Annotated in this window: 17 protein-coding genes; 9 read left to right on the top strand and 8 right to left on the bottom strand. The window is 37.9% G+C overall.

All coding sequences use genetic code 11. From position 1 onward, the window contains the following. Positions 1-9: 9 nt before the first annotated feature. Complete coding sequence (locus tag B0I22_RS14175; RefSeq protein ID WP_133945949.1) at positions 10-1,212, bottom strand: pyridoxal phosphate-dependent aminotransferase; 1,203 nt, start codon at positions 1,210-1,212, stop codon at positions 10-12. A gap of 83 nt (positions 1,213-1,295) precedes the next feature. Between B0I22_RS14175 and B0I22_RS14180 the strand changes: the two genes are divergently transcribed. From B0I22_RS14180 to B0I22_RS14200, 5 genes are all read left to right on the top strand, one after another. Beyond that, positions 1,296-1,751, top strand: a complete 456-nt coding sequence (locus B0I22_RS14180; protein ID WP_133945951.1) for a DUF1801 domain-containing protein — start codon at positions 1,296-1,298, stop codon at positions 1,749-1,751. Further along, the gene (locus tag B0I22_RS14185) at positions 1,729-2,370 is read left to right on the top strand and encodes a YiiX/YebB-like N1pC/P60 family cysteine hydrolase (RefSeq protein ID WP_133945952.1); all 642 of its coding nucleotides are present in this window, start codon (positions 1,729-1,731) and stop codon (positions 2,368-2,370) included. Before B0I22_RS14180 ends, B0I22_RS14185 begins: the two co-directional genes overlap by 23 nt. 78 nt (positions 2,371-2,448) lie before the next feature. Then, positions 2,449-3,687 (top strand): aminotransferase class I/II-fold pyridoxal phosphate-dependent enzyme, encoded by a 1,239-nt coding sequence (locus tag B0I22_RS14190; protein WP_133945954.1) that lies wholly within the window; start codon positions 2,449-2,451, stop codon positions 3,685-3,687. 188 nt (positions 3,688-3,875) lie between these two features. Further along, entirely contained in the window at positions 3,876-4,316 is a 441-nt protein-coding gene (locus B0I22_RS14195; RefSeq protein ID WP_133945956.1) for a DUF4395 family protein, read from the top strand. A 9-nt stretch (positions 4,317-4,325) separates the two neighbouring features. Continuing rightward, a complete protein-coding gene (locus B0I22_RS14200) occupies positions 4,326-4,637 on the top strand; it encodes an NIL domain-containing protein (RefSeq protein ID WP_166668245.1) in 312 nt (103 codons plus the stop codon). A gap of 63 nt (positions 4,638-4,700) precedes the next feature. Here B0I22_RS14200 and murA read toward each other — a convergent pair whose 3' ends face one another. From murA to B0I22_RS14220, 4 genes are all read right to left on the bottom strand, one after another. After that, positions 4,701-6,008, bottom strand: coding sequence for a UDP-N-acetylglucosamine 1-carboxyvinyltransferase (gene murA, locus B0I22_RS14205; RefSeq protein ID WP_133945960.1), 1,308 nt, complete (start codon positions 6,006-6,008; stop codon positions 4,701-4,703). Beyond that, on the bottom strand, positions 6,009-6,665 hold the full coding sequence (locus B0I22_RS14210; RefSeq protein WP_133945962.1) for a DUF4290 domain-containing protein: 657 nt from the start codon (positions 6,663-6,665) through the stop codon (positions 6,009-6,011). Between the two features lie 308 nt (positions 6,666-6,973). After that, positions 6,974-7,399, bottom strand: coding sequence for a thiol-disulfide oxidoreductase DCC family protein (locus B0I22_RS14215; protein ID WP_133945964.1), 426 nt, complete (start codon positions 7,397-7,399; stop codon positions 6,974-6,976). Continuing rightward, positions 7,396-7,857, bottom strand: a complete 462-nt coding sequence (locus B0I22_RS14220) for a heme-binding domain-containing protein (protein WP_133945965.1) — start codon at positions 7,855-7,857, stop codon at positions 7,396-7,398. The genes B0I22_RS14215 and B0I22_RS14220 overlap by 4 nt, the downstream gene beginning before the upstream one ends. A gap of 441 nt (positions 7,858-8,298) precedes the next feature. On the opposite strand from B0I22_RS14220, the gene der reads away from it, so the two are divergent. Further along, complete coding sequence (gene der / locus B0I22_RS14225; protein ID WP_133945967.1) at positions 8,299-9,606, top strand: ribosome biogenesis GTPase Der; 1,308 nt, start codon at positions 8,299-8,301, stop codon at positions 9,604-9,606. Between the two features lie 468 nt (positions 9,607-10,074). Then, entirely contained in the window at positions 10,075-10,725 is a 651-nt protein-coding gene (upp, locus tag B0I22_RS14230) for a uracil phosphoribosyltransferase (protein WP_133945969.1), read from the top strand. A gap of 3 nt (positions 10,726-10,728) precedes the next feature. Here the strand turns inward: upp and B0I22_RS14235 are convergent, their stop codons facing one another. From B0I22_RS14235 to glgP, 3 genes are all read right to left on the bottom strand, one after another. Next, the gene (locus B0I22_RS14235; RefSeq protein ID WP_133945971.1) at positions 10,729-11,292 is read right to left on the bottom strand and encodes a DUF3267 domain-containing protein; all 564 of its coding nucleotides are present in this window, start codon (positions 11,290-11,292) and stop codon (positions 10,729-10,731) included. A 30-nt stretch (positions 11,293-11,322) separates the two neighbouring features. Continuing rightward, the gene (locus B0I22_RS14240) at positions 11,323-11,979 is read right to left on the bottom strand and encodes a ComF family protein (RefSeq protein WP_133945973.1); all 657 of its coding nucleotides are present in this window, start codon (positions 11,977-11,979) and stop codon (positions 11,323-11,325) included. A gap of 101 nt (positions 11,980-12,080) precedes the next feature. After that, a complete protein-coding gene (gene glgP, locus B0I22_RS14245) occupies positions 12,081-13,733 on the bottom strand; it encodes an alpha-glucan family phosphorylase (RefSeq protein WP_185145349.1) in 1,653 nt (550 codons plus the stop codon). Positions 13,734-14,049: 316 nt separating this feature from the next. On the opposite strand from glgP, the gene B0I22_RS14250 reads away from it, so the two are divergent. Together B0I22_RS14250 and B0I22_RS14255 are read left to right on the top strand one after the other, a co-directional pair. Next, positions 14,050-14,829, top strand: coding sequence for a hypothetical protein (locus B0I22_RS14250; protein ID WP_133945977.1), 780 nt, complete (start codon positions 14,050-14,052; stop codon positions 14,827-14,829). A gap of 177 nt (positions 14,830-15,006) precedes the next feature. Beyond that, positions 15,007-19,221 carry a T9SS type A sorting domain-containing protein gene (locus B0I22_RS14255; RefSeq protein ID WP_166668246.1) on the top strand — a complete coding sequence of 1,405 codons (4,215 nt, stop codon included), beginning with the start codon at positions 15,007-15,009 and terminating at the stop codon, positions 19,219-19,221. The last annotated feature ends 124 nt before the right edge of the window (positions 19,222-19,345 follow it).

The following is a 19,345-nucleotide window of genomic DNA, read 5'->3' on the forward strand; positions in this document are numbered from 1 at the left end:
TTTTTAAATTTATTTGAATTCAGCGTTATATTTTTCAATCGCATCTTTCAAGATTTCAACACTTCTTTTTAGGTCTTCTTGTTTCAAAACATAAGCGATTCTCACTTGTTTTTTTCCCAATTCAGGATTGCTGTAGAAACCGCCCATTGGAGCAACCATCACAGTTTCGTTGTTATTAGAATAACTTTCCAAAAGCCATTGAGCGAACTTTTCTGTGTCATCCACAGGCAATTCTACGCCACAATAAAATGCACCTTTCGGTTTCGGGCAAATCACACCCGGGATTTCATTCAATAATCCTACCAAAAGATTTCTTCTTTCTGTGTATTCTTCTCTCACTTTTGCGATGTATTCTGAATCATTTTTGTGAGCCGCCGTTGCCGCAATTTGACCTAAAAGAACTGGACTCAATCTTGCCTGAGCAAACAAAATAGCTGCATCGTGGATTTTCTTGGAACGTGTAATCAGACAACCAATTCTCGCACCACACATCGAGTATCTTTTTGATTCAGAATCGATTACGATGACGTTTGCGGCAACTTCTGGAAACTCAAACATTGAGATTTGTTGCTCGCCATCATAAACATATTCTCTGTAAACTTCGTCAGAAATAATCACAATGTCGTGTTTTTTTGCAATCTCTGCCAATTGCTGAAGTTCGTCTCGTGAATACAAATATCCAGTTGGATTTCCTGGATTACAGATGACAATTGCTCTTGTTTTATTCGTAATTCTTTTCTCAAATTCTTCAATCGAAGGTAAAGCAAATCCTGTATCAATCGTAGATGGAACAGCAACGATATTGATGTTGAAAGTTCCTGCAAATCCGTTGTAATTGGCGTAATATGGTTCTGGAATAATGATTTCGTCTCCATCATCACAAAGCGTAGAAATGGCGAAGTTCAAAGCTTCCGAACCGCCGTTGGTTACTATGAAATTATCTGTTGTAAGGTCATTAAAACCTAATGAATGATAATAATCTCTAAGCGCAATTCTGTAATCCAGATTACCTTCGGAAAGTGCATATTCCAAAACTTTCAGGTCGATATTTTTTACTGCATCCAAAGCAGTTTGTGGCGTTTCGATGTCTGGCTGACCAATATTGAGGTGATAAACTTTGATTCCTTTTTGTTTTGCTTGCGTTGCAAATGGAACTAATTTTCTTACAGGTGATGCGGGCATATGTTGTGCGCGCTGAGATATTTTCGGCATTATTTTTAATCTTTGAATGACAAAAATAAGCTTTAATTTTTCAACAAAAAAATTAGTATTTTTGATTTAAAATAAATCCAACAATGCAGATTTTTGTTGATACAGTGGAAGAATATATTTCCCAGATTCCTGAGGAAAGAAGAGATGCTTTTAGAAAGCTTTTGGAAACTGTTGATGCCAATCTTCCGAAAGGTTTTCAGCAGACGATGCAATATGGAATGGTGACTTGGGTGGTGCCTATGGAAACTTATCCCGCAGGTTATCATTGTGCGAAAGATACGCCTTTGCCTTTCATAAGTGTGGCTTCACAAAAGAATTTTGTCGCTTTTTACAATATGGGAATTTACGCCGATCCAGTGATTCTGGATTGGTTTGTCAAAGAATTTCCGAATCATTCCAAAAAGAAATTGGATATGGGAAAATCTTGCATTAGATTCAAAAAAATGGAAGATATTACTTTTGATTTAATTGGTGAGCTTTGTACAAAAATCTCTGTTGAGGAATGGATTGCGTCTTATGAAAAGAATTTTAAAAAGTAATTTCCTTTATCTTATTTTTGCAACTTTCGTATTATTAAGCTGTAAAACTTACAACACATCTATTTTGGAAAACGGCGATTTGCTTTTCGTGCCATCTGTGGATTCTGGATTGTCTGGAGCGATTAATAATGTCACTCAGACAGAGAAAAAAACGTCTTATGACCATATTGGGATTTTAAAAAAAGAAGAGAATCATCTTTATGTTCTTCACGCATCGCCAAAAGGCGGTTCTCAAAAACAAAAACTTCATTCTTTTCTGAAAGAACAATCTAAATCTGGACAAAAAATTGATGTTTACAGATTAAAATCAGAATTTCAATCATCTATTCCAAACTCTGTTTCCAAAGCTGAAACTTTGATTGGAAAGCCTTACAATTTTAATTATATTTTGGATGAGAATTCCTATTACTGTTCAGATTTTGTGGAAAGAGCTTTTCGAGAAAATCAAATTTTTCAGTTGGAGCCAATGACTTTCATCGATCCAAAAACCAATCAGACGAATGCGTTTTGGGAAAAATTTTATCAAGATAAAAAACTGAAAGTTCCGGAAGGCGAGCCGGGTTGTAACCCAAATGGATTGGCAAATTCTAATAAAATTGATAAAATAGGAGAACTTTAATCCTATTTTTTTAAAATTAATTCATACTTATTTGGTATGAATTTGAAATTATTCTATTTTTGATTCATAATTTTTACAATGGATATATTTGATAGAATAGAAAATAACCCAGGTCCGCTGGGAGAATACGCAACTTATGCCGACGGAGAATACATTTTTCCTCAATTGGAAGGCGAGATTTCCACCAAGATGTTTTTCAAGGGTAAAGAAATGATCGTCTTCAGTCTCAACAATTATCTTGGACTTGCCAACCATCCCGAAGTTAGAAAAGTAGATGCAGAAAGCGGGCAATCTTACGGATTGGCTTATCCAATGGGATCTCGAGCGATGACGGGACAAACCAAACATCATCAGGAATTGGAAAAAGAACTGGCAGAATTTACCCAAAAAGAAGCTTCAATATTACTAAATTTCGGCTATCAGGGAATGTTTTCTTTGATTGATACATTGTTGACGAGAAATGATGTCGTAGTCTATGATTCGGAAAGTCACGCCTGTGCAATTGATGGTGTAAAACTTCACAGAGGAAAGCGTTTTGTTTTTGCGCACAATGATATGGAAAGTTTTGAAAAATCACTCCAAAAAGCATCAAAAATCACAGCGGAAACTGGCGGTGGAATTTTGGTTTTGACGGAAGGTGTTTTCAGTATGAATGGCGAACAAGGCAAGCTGAAAGAAATTGTAGAACTCAAAAAGAAATACCCATTCCGACTGATTGTGGATGATGCGCACGGCTTCGGTGTGATGGGCGAAAATGGAGTAGGAACGGGCGAAGAGCAAGGCGTCCAAAGCGAAATCGATCTTTATTTTTCTACATTTACAAAATCATTTGCAAGTTTCGGCGCTTTCGTTTCCGGGAAAGCGAGTGTCATCAAATATATCAAATACAACATTCGTTCACAGATTTTTGCCAAAGCTTTGCCAATTGTAATGGTCATTGGCATCAGAAAACGATTGGAACTGGTAAAACAAAATCCGCAATTCCGAACTCGACTTTGGGAAAATGTTTTTAAAATTCAGAAAGGTCTGAGAGATTTAGGATTTGATATTGGGAAAACAAATACTTGCATCACGCCGGTTTTCATCAAAGCTGATACATTGGAAGCGACTTTGATTGTGAAAGAATTGCGTGAAGTTCACGGGATTTTCACGAGCATTGTGGTTTATCCTGTCATTCCAAAAGGTTTGGTAATGCTGAGAATTATCCCGACAGCAGAGCATTCTGACGAAGAAATCGATCAATTGTTGTTGGCTTTTGAAAGTTTGAACAAGCCAAAAGAAATTGTTCCAATATTAATTAATAATGAATTAGTATAAATTTAATTCCTACTTATTTGGTGGGAATTAAATAATTTATATATTTGCAATAGAATTAAGATTAAATGAAAAGCATATTCTCTCATATCATAATGTGTAACCCCAAGTAAATCATTGGATAGGAGAGAATATGTCTTTAAGCTTTACCTATTTCGGTAGAGCTTTTTTTTTAAAATTAATATAAAACTATGGGAAAATTTGCTAACAAAAATATCTACATTGATGACAGTGCATCGTCAATTGTTGCCTATCAAGTGATTTTGATAACTGTTTTTGGAATCCATTTCCAACAGCAATGGTTGTTACTTTTTCTGGCTTTCGATTTTCTTCTTCGAGCCACGGGATTGTTCGCTTCGCCATTATATTTCGTTGCGAAAAAAGTTTCAGAGTTTCTCTATTTTGAAAAGAAACCTGTTTTTGCAGGACCCAAGAGATTTGCAGCGATGCTGGGATTTGTAATGACAATCCTGATTGCATTTTCTTATGATTCTCAAATCGGGATTTTCCTTGGAATTACGCTGATTGCTTTGGCCTCTTTGGAAAGTGTTTTCCAAGTCTGCGTTGGCTGTTACATTTTTAATTTTCTAATTGTCCCGATTCAAAACAAATTCAACAACTCACCAAAATAATATATGATTATGATTTACAAACAAGAAACTTTAGGCAACAATTTTGTCCCGAAGCCAGCAAAGGAAATTATTCTGGAAATAGAACTGAATGGAAAAATCAGATTTGATCTTCTGCTTTACACGATTCACAACCATTACAAAATCAGTTATAAAATCGTGAACGCACACATCGAATATCTGAATGGAAACAACTTCGGAAACGTAAAACTTCTTCTGAAAATAACGGATGATGAGATTGACAAAATCGAAAATTATCTTGGCGAATATAAAATGATGAGTTGCAAAATACCTGTCTTACAACAAAAAAAGGAAGCTTCATAAAGAGCTTCCTTTTGATTTTATAATTAAGGTCTAAATTCTAACATCTAAACTCTAATTTCTTTTTTAAATTCTTCTAATATCAGCACCAATCGCTCTCAATCTTTCATCGATATTTTCATAACCACGATCGATTTGTTCGATGTTTTGAATCACGGATTTTCCTTCCGCGGAAAGTGCCGCGATCAACAAAGCATTTCCAGCTCTGATGTCTGGCGAAACCATTGTTGTCCCGCGCAATGGCGTTTCTTGATTCATTCCGATGACAGTTGCTCTGTGCGGATCGCAAAGAATGATTTGCGCACCCATATCAATCAATTTATCTACGAAGAACAAACGGCTTTCGAACATTTTCTGATGAATCAAAACAGAACCTTTTGCCTGAGTTGCCACAACTAATATTATTGATAACAAATCCGGCGTAAATCCAGGCCAAGGCGCATCTGAAACTGTCAAGATAGAACCGTCAATAAATTTCTGAATCTTATAATTTTCCTGAGACGGAATATAAATATCATCGCCTCTTTGCTCCAATTCTATTCCTAGTTTTCTAAATGTGTTTGGAATCACGCCCAGCTCATTCCATTTTACGTTTTTGATGGTGATCTCAGATTTCGTCATTGCGGCCAAACCAATCCAAGAACCTATTTCCACCATATCTGGAAGCATTGTATGCTCTGTTCCGTGAAGTTTATCCACGCCTTCCACAGTCAAAAGATTGGAACCGATTCCGGAAATATTCGCACCCATTCTGTTCAGCATTTTGCATAATTGCTGAAGATACGGCTCGCACGCGGCATTGTAGATTCTTGTTTTTCCTTTTGCCAAAACTGCTGCCATTACGATGTTTGCAGTTCCGGTAACAGAAGCTTCTTCCAGAAGGATGAATTTCCCGTTTAATTCTTTAGCTTTAAGTGAATAGAATGCTTCTTCCTCGTCATAAGAAAATTCTGCACCCAATTCCACAAAACCTTGGAAGTGCGTGTCCAAACGTCTTCTTCCGATTTTGTCTCCACCAGGAGTTGGCAAATAAGCTTCGCCAAATCTCGCCAACATTGGTCCAAGAATCATCACAGAACCTCTCAGTTTTGCACCGTCTTTTTTGAATTCTTTAGATTTTATATAATCGAAGTTGACTTCATCTGCTTTGAATGTGAAATCACCTTTTCCGTTTTTCGTCACTTTTACGTTGAAGTCCTGAAGGATTTCTATCAATTTATTCACATCCTTGATGTCTGGGATGTTATCAATCCTCACTTCATCTTCCGTCAGCAAAACAGCACAAAGAATCTGCAACGCTTCATTCTTCGCACCTTGAGGCGTGATCTCTCCGCTCAATTTTTTACCACCTCTTATTTCAAAAGCTCCCTCCATTTATCTTCTTTTGTTTTTATGATTTTGAAAATTATTCTTACGATTATTGTTGTTATTTTGATTTCTACTGTTGTTGCTTCGATTGTTGTTGTTATTTCTGTTCGTAGCGTAGTAGATTTTGCTTTTGTCTAATGAATCCAAACCTGTGAGATCCAATCTTTCTTTAGAAAGTTCTTTCAGATGTCGGAAAATCACATCATCCTGCACGTGTTCCTTGTTGTAAACATTGTAGGATTTTTTCATATTATTAGCAATCACTTGTATCAGTGCGTCTTTCTCGTCGCCTTCTTCCAGGGCAATTGCTTTATCTATGAGTTGAAGAATGCTTTTTCCGTAGAATTTGTAGGCATTGTCCAAAGAAGGATAATCCATTTTTCTTGGTTTGGTAACCAAGTCATCTGCGGAAAGAATCGGGTACGGTGAGTCAACATCCAGATTATGATCTGCCAAAATAAAAAGGTGATCCCAAAGTTTGTGTTTGTAATTCTCCTCGTCGCGAAGATGTGGGTTTCTCTGTCCCATAAATTCTACGATTGCAGTCGCCATTTCATTGCGTTCTTCTTTGTCAGCTAGGGTTTTGCAATGCTCCACAAGCTGTTGTATGTTGCGCCCATATTCGGGCATTAGTAGTTGTGTTCTGTCGGTATTATAATCCATAATGTGCAAATATAAAACATTTCGGGTTCAAACTTTGAAATTCAAAATCGAGTGTTTAAATTTTTTCTTGATTAATGTTTTCTGGCTTGAAAAAATTACGTCCTAAAAAAAATAAAACCACATAGACACATAGAATATATAATATCTGTTTTTGAAAAGCTAAAATAGAAATAGGTGTCAACTATTTCATCTTAAAACTCAATAAAAACTATGTGTCTATGTGGTTAATCTAATTCTACAGACTGAAATTAATAGGTTCAAAAGTTTTTTACTTCTGTCAGGCTGAGGCTCTCGAAGCCCAATATAAATTATTTTTCAATAAATTTCTTCCGCTGTTCCGCACTAGGCAAAAAACATTGATTGGAAGCCAATTTTTTTCTATTTCTGGAAACAAGATTATAAAATTGATTTCCAATAGAATCTGGAAGTGTTTTTCCTATCGAAGCCAATGAATATATTCCGCCTATTTCAGAAGCGATTTTTAGGATTGCCTGATATTTTGTTAAATAAAAACTGTCTGGTTTCCAAAGATAAATCGTATCAAAAACCTGATTGGGAAGATTTCTTTCTGTTAAAAACTTCTGTCCAAATTCCGATTGCAGAGATGAGAATAAGAATTTATTATTTTTATCTTTTTCCAAAATCCATTGCACCCAATGGTTGCAAAATCCACATTCTCCGTCGTAGAAAACGATGTGTTTGTCTTTGAAACTAGCTGATAATTCGTTTGTCATAAGGCGTTTGCTTGTTGGATTTGTTTTTGAACCATTCGGAAATAATCTACCAATTGTTTTCTTTGCTCGTCAGATAATTTCGCATCTGGATGTCCCAAAGTGTAACTTTCCAAAGGCATTTTTTTCTGTTCTACATATTCCGAGGCTTCCTCCAATTTGTGGATTTGGCGTTTGGAATCGTATGTTGCAAATGTAGAAAAATTAAGTTCCAATCTGGCTTCATCGATATGATTTTTCAAAAGCCAACCCGCTGGCTGAATGTAACTGTAAGCCGGATATTTGGTTTCATTGGAATGGCAGTCGTAGCAGGAATTTCGAATGAGATTTGCAATCGGTTCCGGGGTATTTTTAATCCTAATAAAATCCATTCCGTCATTGGTTGCAGGATTCACTTTATCAATTTGAAAAAACTGAATCATCACAAAAGTCACCAAAAGAACAATTAATACTTTTTTCATAGTTTGATTTTTAAAATTGATATTACAAATTCTTGTCCAAAATTATGAATCAAGAAAAAAGGCTTCGAGAACCTCAGCCTGACAAGGAAGAAAAAAGACAAAAGTATTAAAAGTATAAAGATCCAAATTTGTAAAATCAGTAAATTAAGAATTTTAAGTTTTGGTTTTGACCTTCAAATCTTTGATGAGTTTTACGTCTTTGCGAACCTTAAAATATTTTCAACAATGTCAAAAAATCTTAGCGGACTTTGTGTTAAAATTTCCGTATAACTATTCATCACAAAAACCTTGAATCTGAAACTCAAAACATTAAACCCAACCTAAACAACAATTTTCGTACATTTGCAAAAATTTTGGGCTTCGAAAGTCGGAGTAACCCATTCTTAACCAAGTCTTACGCTCAATGATTCTTAACCTGAGCTGAGACCAAGAAACAAATTTATGTCAAATATTGTCGCAATCGTTGGGCGTCCCAACGTAGGAAAATCTACATTATTTAATCGATTATTAGAAAGAAGAGAAGCCATTGTAGATTCTACAGCCGGCGTTACGCGTGACCGTCATTACGGAAAATCTGACTGGGCTGGTGTAGATTTCACAGTAATCGATACGGGTGGTTATGATGTTGGAACGGAGGATGTCTTCGAACAAGAAATCCGCAAACAAGTACAATTGGCTGTGGACGAGGCAACTTCCATCATCTTTATGGTGAATGTGGAAGAAGGTCTTACAGACACAGATCAAGAGATCTACGAATTATTAAGAAAAGCAAACAAACCGCTTTATTTGGTGGTGAACAAAGTGGATTCCTCAAAAGAAGAATTGCCAGCAACCGAGTTCTACCAATTGGGCGTTGAAAAATATTATACTTTATCCTCTGCAACAGGCTCAGGAACAGGAGAATTGTTGGATGATGTCGTGAACGATTTCCCAACAACGGAATATAAAGATCCGTTCGAAGGATTGCCAAAAATCACAATCGCTGGTCGTCCAAACGTAGGGAAATCGACGATGACGAACGCACTTTTGGATGTAGAAAGAAACATCGTAACCGACATCGCAGGAACTACGAGAGACAGCATCCAGACTTTGTACAACAAATTCGGGCACGAGTTTGTCCTTGTTGACACAGCCGGAATGAGAAGAAAATCTAAGGTCAACGAAGATCTGGAGTTCTATTCCGTGATGCGTTCCATCCGCTCTATCGAGTATTCCGATGTTGTCATCCTAATGGTAGATGCAACTTTGGGCTGGGAATCTCAAGATATGAACATCTTCGGATTGGCTCAGAAAAACAGAAAAGGAATCGTAATTGTTGTAAACAAATGGGATCTTGTAGAAAAAGAAACCAACACAATGCGTGATTTTGAGGCCGCGATCAAGCACAAAATCGGACAATTTACAGATATTCCAATCCTTTTCGTTTCGGCTTTGACGAAACAAAGAATCCTGAAAGCCGTAGAAATGGCGATGGAAGTGTATGAAGCAAGGTCCAAAAAAATCAAAACTTCCAAACTGAATGAAGTGATGCTTCCTGTTTTCGAAGCATTGCCACCGCCGGCCATCAAAGGAAAATTTGTGAAAATCAAATATTGCGTGCAGTTGCCAACGCCAAGTCCACAATTCGTGTTCTTCTGCAACCTTCCGCAATATGTGAAAGAGCCCTACAAACGCTTCGCAGAAAATCAATTGAGAAAACATTTCGGATTTACCGGAGTTCCAATCGAAGTTTACTTCAGGCAAAAATAAAACATCAACCCTTTCTTAGTTCAAACTTCGAGAGGGTTTTTTATTTTCAGGAGCAACACGTTTTTGGATTCTTTTCACCATTCCAACCCGCTATCCACTATATCTTTTTTGCTTTCAGAACGATTTGTCATCAATAGAAAATTTCTAAAAGAAAGCAAAAAAGGATGTCACTACTATCGGGGCTATGTTGAGGTTTCCCATCATCTTTCACTATTTGAAAAACGCGTACGATGACAAAGTAAATTCTGGAAAAGTCGCAGAGCGACGACCTGTTAATAGAAAAAGAACATCAACACAAGCAAAGCTCCAGAGGAGCGACCTACCAAAATAAAAAAAGTTGAATTTGTTTAATAACGATACAAAATCTGCAAAATTCGCAAAATCTGCGAGAGAAAATTTCATCAAAAAAATCATCCAAATCCAAACAATTTGTAAAATTTTACGATATTTACCCACAAAATAAACGAAATGCTAAAAGTTTTATCAGAAGAATTCTCATTGGTGAATTCCTGGATCAATGATCTTCGAAATGTTGAGGTACAAAATGACCGTTTAAAGTTCCGTAGAAATATGGAGCGCATCGGCGAGATTGCCGCCTTCGAGATTAGCAAAACTTTGGATTATAAAGATATCGAAATCACAACACCACTTGAAAATATCAAGGTGAAAGAAATAGAAACTCAACCAGTAATCACAACCATTCTAAGAGCTGGCGTTCCTTTGTTTCAAGGTGTTCTAAATTATTTTGATAAAGCAGATTGTGGTTTTGTAGCAGCTTACAGAAAGCACGATGCCAATGATTACTTTTCCATCAAACAAGATTATTTGACTTGTCCAAAATTAGATGGTCGCCCATTGATTGTTGCAGATCCAATGCTAGCAACCGGCGCATCACTCATCGAAGCAATCAAAGATCTTTTGACAAACGGAAAGCCAACTTCGATTCATATCGTAGCAGCTATCGCAAGTAGGCAAGGTGTAGAAACGATTCAAAAAGCCTATCCTGACGCAAAAATCTGGATTGGCGCATTAGACGAAAGTTTGACATCAAAAGGTTACATCACGCCAGGTTTGGGTGATGCAGGGGATTTGTCTTACGGGGAAAAATTGCAACGATAAATGTTAAGATATTTTTCGGAAAATATAGTATCCTGCTTCTGAGGGATGATCTTGGACATAGTCTTCAGGATCTTCTTTCTTTATTAGAGAATAAATCATCAAATCTCCAGCCGCTGCACTAGAGAAAAAAATTCCAAACAATAGAAGAGGAATATTCCCGATTGTTAAACTAATTAACCCTGGAATGATGCCTATTAAAAAGAAAGGCGCAAGCAAAGCAACAACATAGTTTTTGATTTGTAATGGTTCTTTACAATGGCAGTAGGGTGTGAGCATTTTCCATAGTATTCCAAACTTTACAGATTTAAATCCTCGGCTTGCATACAGAGAGAAAAACAGCCCGTGAATCAATTCGTGAAGAATAATCCCTAAAATTAAGACAACAAAAGGCAAGAAAGCTAACAGAATGACATTCCCTACGTTTTTCAATGAAAAATTAAATCCCCAAATGAAATAATAGGGAATAGCAAAAATAAGAGTAATTACAACCAGGTATATTAATGCTGCGGAATTTGCTTTCTGGAGATCAATAGTTTTTTTCTCTTTTTTATAATTTTCTAAATTCATTTTCTGTCTTTTTTTGTCAAAATATTTGTTTCACACATCCATCGCCATCACAAGCAAACTGATTTTCACATTTTCAGAATTTTGCAGGATTTCCCAAGCGATGTTAGAACTGGTGTTTCCCGTTGTGTAAACATCATCAATTAATAAAATATGCTTATCACAGATCTTCTCAGTCAGTTGATAGGCATTTTTTGTTTTCAATCGTTCGCTTTGTCCCTTCTTCGCTTGAGCTTTGGAATGTTTTGTTCTTTTGAGTAATTGATGATTGATTGGAATCTGATAATGTCTTGACAATTCATTTCCGAAAATATGAAGTTGATTGTAACCTCTCTGCTTTAATTTTTTGGGATGGAGTGGAACAGGTGCGATGAGATCTGGCTTTTGGTTTTCGAAATTTAATTTCTCGATGGTCCATTCTGCAAGGATTTTTCCAAGCTTTTCCCGGTGATTGTATTTGAGTTGTTGGATGATTTTCTGCGCCAGACTTTCCTTTTCGTACAACATTAGAGAAAATGCATTCTCAACAGGAAATAGGAGAGAGGCTTTCTCTTTCAAACCATTACTATCACAGAATTGATGATTGGAAAAATGAATATTGTCTTTGCAAATTTCACAAACGATTTCATCTTTGTCAATCAACTGATTGCAATCCAGACAACGGTTTGGAAAAAGAAAATCGAGGATCATTGTTTGTGTTTTGAGATTTAAAATTAATAAAAATATTCAAAACAAAAAACCTCTTCAAGAGAAGAGGTTTGGAATTTTATGTTTGAGAAATTAACTCAGAATTAATACAACAATTTGTAATATTCATCTGCCATTCTATCGCTTCCGAACTGGATTTTCACATCGTCCATCGCGTTGTGAACGATCTTTCTCCATTGGTCTGGCTTTTCGTAATAAGCTGGGATAATCTCATTTTCCAAAACATCATAAAGATTATTAAGGTCAAATTGATCCTGCTCTATCGTTGGCCAATTGTCGTAATCTGCTTTTGGAACTACGAAAGAGTTTTCGCCGTGTTTCGCAAATTCCGGAATCCATCCGTCGTCGGTTGAAAGGTTGACGGATCCATTCATAGAAGCGGTCATCCCACTGGTTCCGGAAGCCTCTCTTGGAACTCTTGGGTTGTTCAACCAAATGTCAGAACCTTGCTTCAAAGCTTTACTTAAAGCCAATTCGTAGCCAGTAAGCACCGCCATATTTTTATGATTCTTACTTTCCTCCACCAAATTGTTGAAAGTAGAGATTGCGCCATAATCCATCGGATATGGTTTTCCTGCCCAAATGATCTGAACCGGATGTTCTTTGTTTTCCAGCATTCTTCTGAAACGCTCTTTGTCTGCCAAAAGTAGGTCGGCTCTTTTGTAACCTGCGAAACGTCTTGCCCAAACAATGGTCAGAACTTTTGTGTCAAACATATTGCCAGTTTGATCTGCTACGATTCTGAAGGCTCTTTTCTTTAGATAAGCTTTTCTGATGTCAAATTCTTCATTGTCGCCATTGTCTTTGTGCTGATAAAGTGCTTTGTCTCCCCAATAACCGAATTCCTGAGCGTTGGTAATAGATTTGATTTCGCAAATCCCTTCATATTTGTTCCACATTTCTCTGGAAACCACGCCGTGCAACTGGGAAACACCATTTGCAACTCTCGCCATTCTCAACGCACAAAGTGAGTGGTTGAATCTGTCGTCTTGAACGCCTTCGATGGTTTTAACTTCATCGATTGTCAATCCGCAGAAATAGGACATATCGTGGCAAAGATGGATGTTGTGTTTCTCGTTTCCAGCCTCTTCTGGTGTGTGCGTTGTGAAAACTAATTTTTCTTTCACTTTAGCCAAATCACCACCGTATTTTCTTAATAAATAAAATGCCGCTGGCAATCCGTGCGCCTCATTCAAATGGTAAACATCTCTTTCGAAATTCATTTCGTCCAATAGTTTTGCACCACCTTTTCCTAGAAGGATGTATTGTGCAACTTTGGTGGACTCATTTGCGTCGTATAGTTTGTGGCAAATTGTTTTTGATAAATGGTCATTCTCAGGCACATCTGTGCTTAGGAAGAACATTGGGCAAGTTTTGAAAGTCTCTGGCGCCAAGTACCAAACTTTTACCCAAACCGGAGCGTTGTGAATCTCGATTTGAAATTTGATGCCCGTATCTTCCAGGAAGCTGTACATTTTCTTGGTCCAGATCGGATTTAGGGTTTGATCCATATTTCTGCTTTGGTCGTAGTAGCCATATTTCCACAAGATTCCGATTCCCACGAAATCCTGTTTCAAATTGTACGCACTTTTCATATGAGAACCCGCAAGAAATCCTAGACCGCCACTGTAGATTTTCAGTGCCTGATCTATCGCGAATTCCATGGAGAAATAAGCTGTTTTTTTTGTGTAATCTGGATTGATGCTGTAAGGCATCTTGAAGTTTTTAAAATCCATTAGTTTAATAATTTAAAAGGTCTTGTCTATATGGCTGCAAATATAATAAATAGTTTTTGGTACAGTGCCTTAGGTGTTATAAAGTCATAAAATTAGGTTGACACAATCAGTCATTTGCGTCCCAATACCTGTTTCTTAACTTTTCGTCTTGGATTTAGCTTTGTCAAGATTTCAAACCTTGACAAAACTTTATATCGCAATCTGAAACTCAAAATCCAAAAAATAAAACCTCGAAACGTTAAATTTTATTCACATAAGTATTTTGTAATCAATTATTTATTAGATTAGTACAGGTTTAATTTCTAATAATAATGCGATGATTTATTGTGAAGACCTTCAGAAGAATTTGGATGTGTATGTGGCCTCCAAAACCAGTAATTCAAATGATCTGGTAAAATGGTATGACTCCATTACAAGCGCCAATCTGCACGAGCGGGAAGAATATCAAAAGAAAACCGAACTCCTTTTGCTCAGCACTTTGTTCGCCCATTATCCGGATATCGAGATTGAAAATTTGATTGGCGAAAGTCCGGATTTCATTATTAATTATCAGGGAAAGCGCATTGGTGTAGAAGTTTCGGAGATTATCAACCATCTTGAGCTCAAGAAAAAGGAAAGCTACATCAATCATATTTTCCGAACTGTGGAAAAACTTTTGTCCGAATACAAAAGTCTCTCCGGGATCTATCATCTTAATATCGATTATTTTCAGGACGATTTTTACCAGCAACCTGAGCAATTAATCAAGGAAATATCGTCTGCCATTACCAATAACAAAAGAACAAAACTCGTAAAACATATTAGAAGAACGCCCCATCAAAAAGGCGTTCTTTTGTTTTTGGAGTATCAGTTGTCTTTGTTTGATGAGCTGCATTCTGATAAAATATTGGAAGTCATCGAAAAGAAAAACTCCAAATACCCATTGTACAACAGCAAAGCGAAAGAGTGCTGGCTGGTGCTGGTTTCCAATATGCACAACATCGCCTCGCGCTACAGCTACATCCACGCCAAAGAGGAGCTTAAAAAAGTGAAAAGTCCGTTTACCAAGATCCTGCATTTGGAAAATCTTTACAGTCAGATGATGGTGATTAAGTAAAATATTTTTAAAATATTGATTTATAATGTATTGAATTAATTTAAATGAAATTGTTATTTTAATTGAAAAATAAGTTTATATTTGGTAATAAGGTAAAAATAGTATCATATTATGAAAGTAAATTTATTGATTTGTGGCTTTGAAAGGGTATTTCGCAATTTTATATTTTTTTGTTTAATGTTATTTTGTGTAGTAAATATTTCTGCGCAAGCAACTCTGAACTATTTTGAGGATTTTGAAGGTACCAACAACTGGACTTTTGTAAATGGAACTCAAGCCAACAAATGGCATGTGGGCAGTGCTACATCTAATGGTTTGGGATCTAAATCGCTTTATATCTCAAATGATAATGGCGTAAACAATACATACAACATCAATAGTGCTTCCGTTACACACGCCTACAGAGGTATTACGATTCCAGCTGGAACTACCAATACAACCCTTAGCTTTGATTGGCGGGCCGAAGGTGAGAGGGGTTGTACTTTAGTTGTTTTTTGTACTGATTATGATTATTTTCGTGTTTGGCTAGTGCCTTCTACGTTTAATCCTACAGCGGGAACTCAAATTACTGCTGGCGGAGGAAACATACAAGTAGATGGTAATTTTAGAGGGCAAGGATCCTTTGTAACATTTACAGGCACTGAAAACCTCAGCACTTTTGCCGGAACCACAATGAAACTTGTTTTTGAATGGAGAAATGATGGTAATACTGGAACTCAACCACCTGCTGCTATTGATAATGTCTCTTTAAATGTCAATAGCTGTATTATCAATCCCACTACCACCAACACCTATGACAGGATTCTAAATATGAGCCTTACTAATTCATTAGGTTCAACTTATACCAATGCGACTCCTACGGGAAATTCTGGCTATTTGTACACCAATAATCAACCGCCATTGGATCTTGTAAGAGGTTCTACGACCAATACACTTTCTATGACTTTTGGTACAGATGATCCTGCCAATGTACAGTACAGTGGTGCATGGATAGATTTTAATGGTAATGGTATTTTTGAAGCTTCAGAAACCATTGCAATGGCAACTTCTCCAGCAACCAGCAACGCCAGCGTGATTTATACTTTTTCTATACCTGCCGGGGCAAGCCTGGGACAAAAAAGAATAAGATTGCGAGGCGGAAGTGATACAGCATATACAAACGCAGGAGCTTGTAATACCAGTATATATGGCGATACAGAAGACTATAATGTCAATATTGTGGATTCATCTATCTCAAACAATTATACTTGGAACGGAAACGTGAATTCCAATTGGCAGATTGCTTCGAACTGGTCGCCCAATGGCATTCCAACTACTTTTGATAACATCACCATCGTTTCCGGAGCAAACAATCTTAATATTACAGACAATCGCACCATCAATAATTTTGCATTGAATGGTAATTTGAATATGGCGGCAAATAGTAATTTGATTATCCGAGGAAATGTCTCATACAACGGTTCTGCTGCTGCGAATCTGAATTGCGCCAGCAAAATCGAAATCAGAAGTGCCTCATCGCAAACCATTCCGCCTCTTAACTATGGTACGCTGGATGCTACTGGTGGAAGCAGAATTCTGCCAAATACTGGCACAGTCGGGATCTGTAATATTTTTACGCCTGGCGTAGGAACTTACACGGTGACAGGAAGTACAGTAAACTATTTCTCACCAACAGCAGCTAACAACTACACTTTGTCACCTTTCACTTACAACAATTTAAGATTCAGCGGGGCTGCAACGTTTACGATTGGACAAGGGAATACAATCAATGTTCAAGGGAATTATACGCAATCTGCAGGTCTTGTGAATCTTACCAACTTTACAAGTGGCAACAATACTTTGAACATCGATGGCGATATGAGTATCACTGGAGGTACTTTTAATATGAATGCCAACGCAACTGCTGGTGCGACTTCCACTGTTAACCTCAAAGGAGATCTTACCATAAGTAGTGCTGGAAAATTGGATGCAACACAAGGCAACAATACAGGTAAGGTTTTTAATTTTAATGGAATTGGAAATGGAACTTCGGCAAGTCAAATCCAGAGTTTGAATGTCGCGTTTCCAGATGCTGCAAGGAACCGAAGAATCCAGTTTTATGCAAAAACAGGAAGTTACGTGCAGTTGTCCCGCGATTTTGATTTGGGTGATAATTCCAGATTTTACGTAGAAGGCGGCGCTGTATTGGATTTTGGATTTACAGGAACTACGCCTAACAACATTACCGGAAACGGAAGAGTGGCGACAGATTTTACGGCTTCAGCAGGTGCGTATCTTAAGATTTCATCCCCGCAAGGCGTTTCTGATACTGCAGGGGCTGTAGGCAACATTAGAACGACCAACAATCCAAGTTTTGCTGCTAGCACATTCCATTACATCGGAAAGGTGAACCAGAGTATGGGTACGGGCATTGGAAGTGGACTCAACGGAAGTGCTGTGATTGTGGAGCTGGATAATAACAGCTTAGTTTTGTCCCCTAGCAACGAATTTAGGCTGATTAATTTACCAAACGTTAATATTAATAATGGCTTGGGAGGCGCTCTGGACATCAGGAGAGGAAGAGTAGAAGAGACGGATACCAACTTCATATCGAATGGAAGTACAGTCAGCGGTTCTGGTACGCTCAAAATGGCAACCGGCACTTCCTATAAGATTACCAAACCCTCAGCAAGTGCAACCGAAGCAGAATATGTTCCGAGATTCCTAAAGTTCGAGCTTGCGGGCGGAGAGATAGAATTGGCCTCTACAGGAAACCAAATCTTGAGAGCTAGCAACGCCTACCAAAATCTGGCCTTTACCAATACGGGCACCAAAACATTACGTGGTACTACAACAGTTGCCAACTTGACCAGAGTCACAGGAGGCTCGCTCATCATCCCAAGCACAGCAGACAATGTATCGGCAATCGTTCTTACAGCTAAAAAAGGACTTCAAAATACAGGCGGAACGGTTACTTTCGAAAACAACGCCCAGTTGTTGCAGGATGCCGATGCGGTGAACGTGGGAAATATCCAATCCCAAAGATTGGCAACAGATATCAACAACCTCAGCACCCGTATGGACTACATCTACTGGAGTTCGCCGGTAGCGGGGCAAGGTTTGCAGGCTTTCTCTCCGGGTACGCCAGCTAACCGACTATATCAATACAACGAAAGCAACGACCTCTTCAATGCGGTGAATCAAACCTTGGAGCCGAACTTTGTGGCGGGAAAAGGTTATGCTTTCCGGGCAGAAAGTACAGTGGTGAACGGCAGTTCCAAAACTTATGCTTTCACAGGAACGCCAAACAATGGAAACATTAATTATGATATCAAAAGATCGCCAAACACTGGCGCTGGCAACAGTGTAATCCACGGGTACAATCTTGTAGGAAATCCGTATCCTTCTAACATTAGGTTTGATGAATTGTATCTCGGCAACAGTGCTTTGATTTGGAACACGGCGTATTTCTGGACCAACAACAATTTTACACCAAACCAAGCAGGCTCGGGATATGTGCCAAACAACTATGCTATCTACAATGGGACAGGAGGCAACAGTGCCACGCAGGCAGCCAATGGCACAGGTATCACGGTGGCTCCGAATGGAATTGTGAAAGTAGGGCAAGCCTTCATCATTCAGAAAAAGGATTTTGGAACGGGCAGTCTTCAGTTCAGAAATTCTTACAGTGCTTCCAATGTACTAAGGGTGGCGGATAATGGTACTTTCTTCCAAAAAAATGGAGCGTCCAAAAACAGATTCTGGCTCACGCTTACTTCGCCTAAAGATATCGTCAATTCCATCTTGGTGGGCTATATCCCGGGTGCGACGGATGGATATGAGATTGACTTCGATGGTGAGCTGTTTGTGGTAGGTTCGGATTCTTTTTATTCTGTTTTAGGGGCTAGGAAACTGGCTATCAATGGGAAGTCTGATGCGTTTAGCGTGGAGGATGTGGTGCCAGTGGGCAACGTTTTCTCCGTTGCAGGAGATTATACCATCAAATTACAATCGCCGGAAGGGATTTTTGAAAACAATCAAACCATTTATTTGAAAGATAAATTGCTGAACAAGTACATCAACCTAAGTCAAGAAAACAGCTACACGTTTGCAGCAGTGAAAGGAACAGATGCTACACGTTTCGAAATCGTTTACAAAGAATCTACAGTTCTGGGCAATGCAGAAACTGGAAAGTCAGATTTCCAAGTGTACAGAGATGGCGAAGCGTTTGTCGTAAAATCTTCCAAGGTTTTGGGTGAGATTGTACTCTACGATGCGAGTGGAAAACTGGTAAGAAGCTATCGTTCCCATACCAAAGATTTCAAAATAGAAGCGGCGACGCTGCCCAATGGCATCTTCATCATCAAAGCAGAAAACAGTGGCGATGTGCGGACCAAGAAAATCATTCGATAGATTTTCAAATCACAATTATCATCAACAAAAGAAATACACTTCCGAAGCGGGAGTGTATTTCTTTTCCTAGGATACAAATATTGTTTTATAAAGTGAATATTATGTTAAATTATTTTGTTATCAT

This window comes from Epilithonimonas xixisoli (assembly GCF_004365655.1).
Taxonomy (GTDB): domain Bacteria; phylum Bacteroidota; class Bacteroidia; order Flavobacteriales; family Weeksellaceae; genus Epilithonimonas; species Epilithonimonas xixisoli.

Coding starts and splice junctions, on each gene's coding strand:
- B0I22_RS14185 (WP_133945952.1), top strand. CDS start 1,729: ATGAAAAGAATTTTAAAAAGTAATTTCCTTTATCTTATTTTTGCAACT.
- B0I22_RS14255 (WP_166668246.1), top strand. CDS start 15,007: ATGTTATTTTGTGTAGTAAATATTTCTGCGCAAGCAACTCTGAACTAT.
- glgP (WP_185145349.1), bottom strand. CDS start 13,733: ATGGATTTTAAAAACTTCAAGATGCCTTACAGCATCAATCCAGATTAC.
- B0I22_RS14220 (WP_133945965.1), bottom strand. CDS start 7,857: ATGAAAAAAGTATTAATTGTTCTTTTGGTGACTTTTGTGATGATTCAG.
- B0I22_RS14235 (WP_133945971.1), bottom strand. CDS start 11,292: ATGAATTTAGAAAATTATAAAAAAGAGAAAAAAACTATTGATCTCCAG.
- murA (WP_133945960.1), bottom strand. CDS start 6,008: ATGGAGGGAGCTTTTGAAATAAGAGGTGGTAAAAAATTGAGCGGAGAG.
- B0I22_RS14215 (WP_133945964.1), bottom strand. CDS start 7,399: ATGACAAACGAATTATCAGCTAGTTTCAAAGACAAACACATCGTTTTC.
- B0I22_RS14195 (WP_133945956.1), top strand. CDS start 3,876: ATGGGAAAATTTGCTAACAAAAATATCTACATTGATGACAGTGCATCG.
- B0I22_RS14210 (WP_133945962.1), bottom strand. CDS start 6,665: ATGGATTATAATACCGACAGAACACAACTACTAATGCCCGAATATGGG.
- B0I22_RS14240 (WP_133945973.1), bottom strand. CDS start 11,979: ATGATCCTCGATTTTCTTTTTCCAAACCGTTGTCTGGATTGCAATCAG.
- upp (WP_133945969.1), top strand. CDS start 10,075: ATGCTAAAAGTTTTATCAGAAGAATTCTCATTGGTGAATTCCTGGATC.
- B0I22_RS14180 (WP_133945951.1), top strand. CDS start 1,296: ATGCAGATTTTTGTTGATACAGTGGAAGAATATATTTCCCAGATTCCT.
- B0I22_RS14190 (WP_133945954.1), top strand. CDS start 2,449: ATGGATATATTTGATAGAATAGAAAATAACCCAGGTCCGCTGGGAGAA.
- B0I22_RS14250 (WP_133945977.1), top strand. CDS start 14,050: ATGATTTATTGTGAAGACCTTCAGAAGAATTTGGATGTGTATGTGGCC.
- der (WP_133945967.1), top strand. CDS start 8,299: ATGTCAAATATTGTCGCAATCGTTGGGCGTCCCAACGTAGGAAAATCT.
- B0I22_RS14175 (WP_133945949.1), bottom strand. CDS start 1,212: ATGCCGAAAATATCTCAGCGCGCACAACATATGCCCGCATCACCTGTA.
- B0I22_RS14200 (WP_166668245.1), top strand. CDS start 4,326: ATGATTTACAAACAAGAAACTTTAGGCAACAATTTTGTCCCGAAGCCA.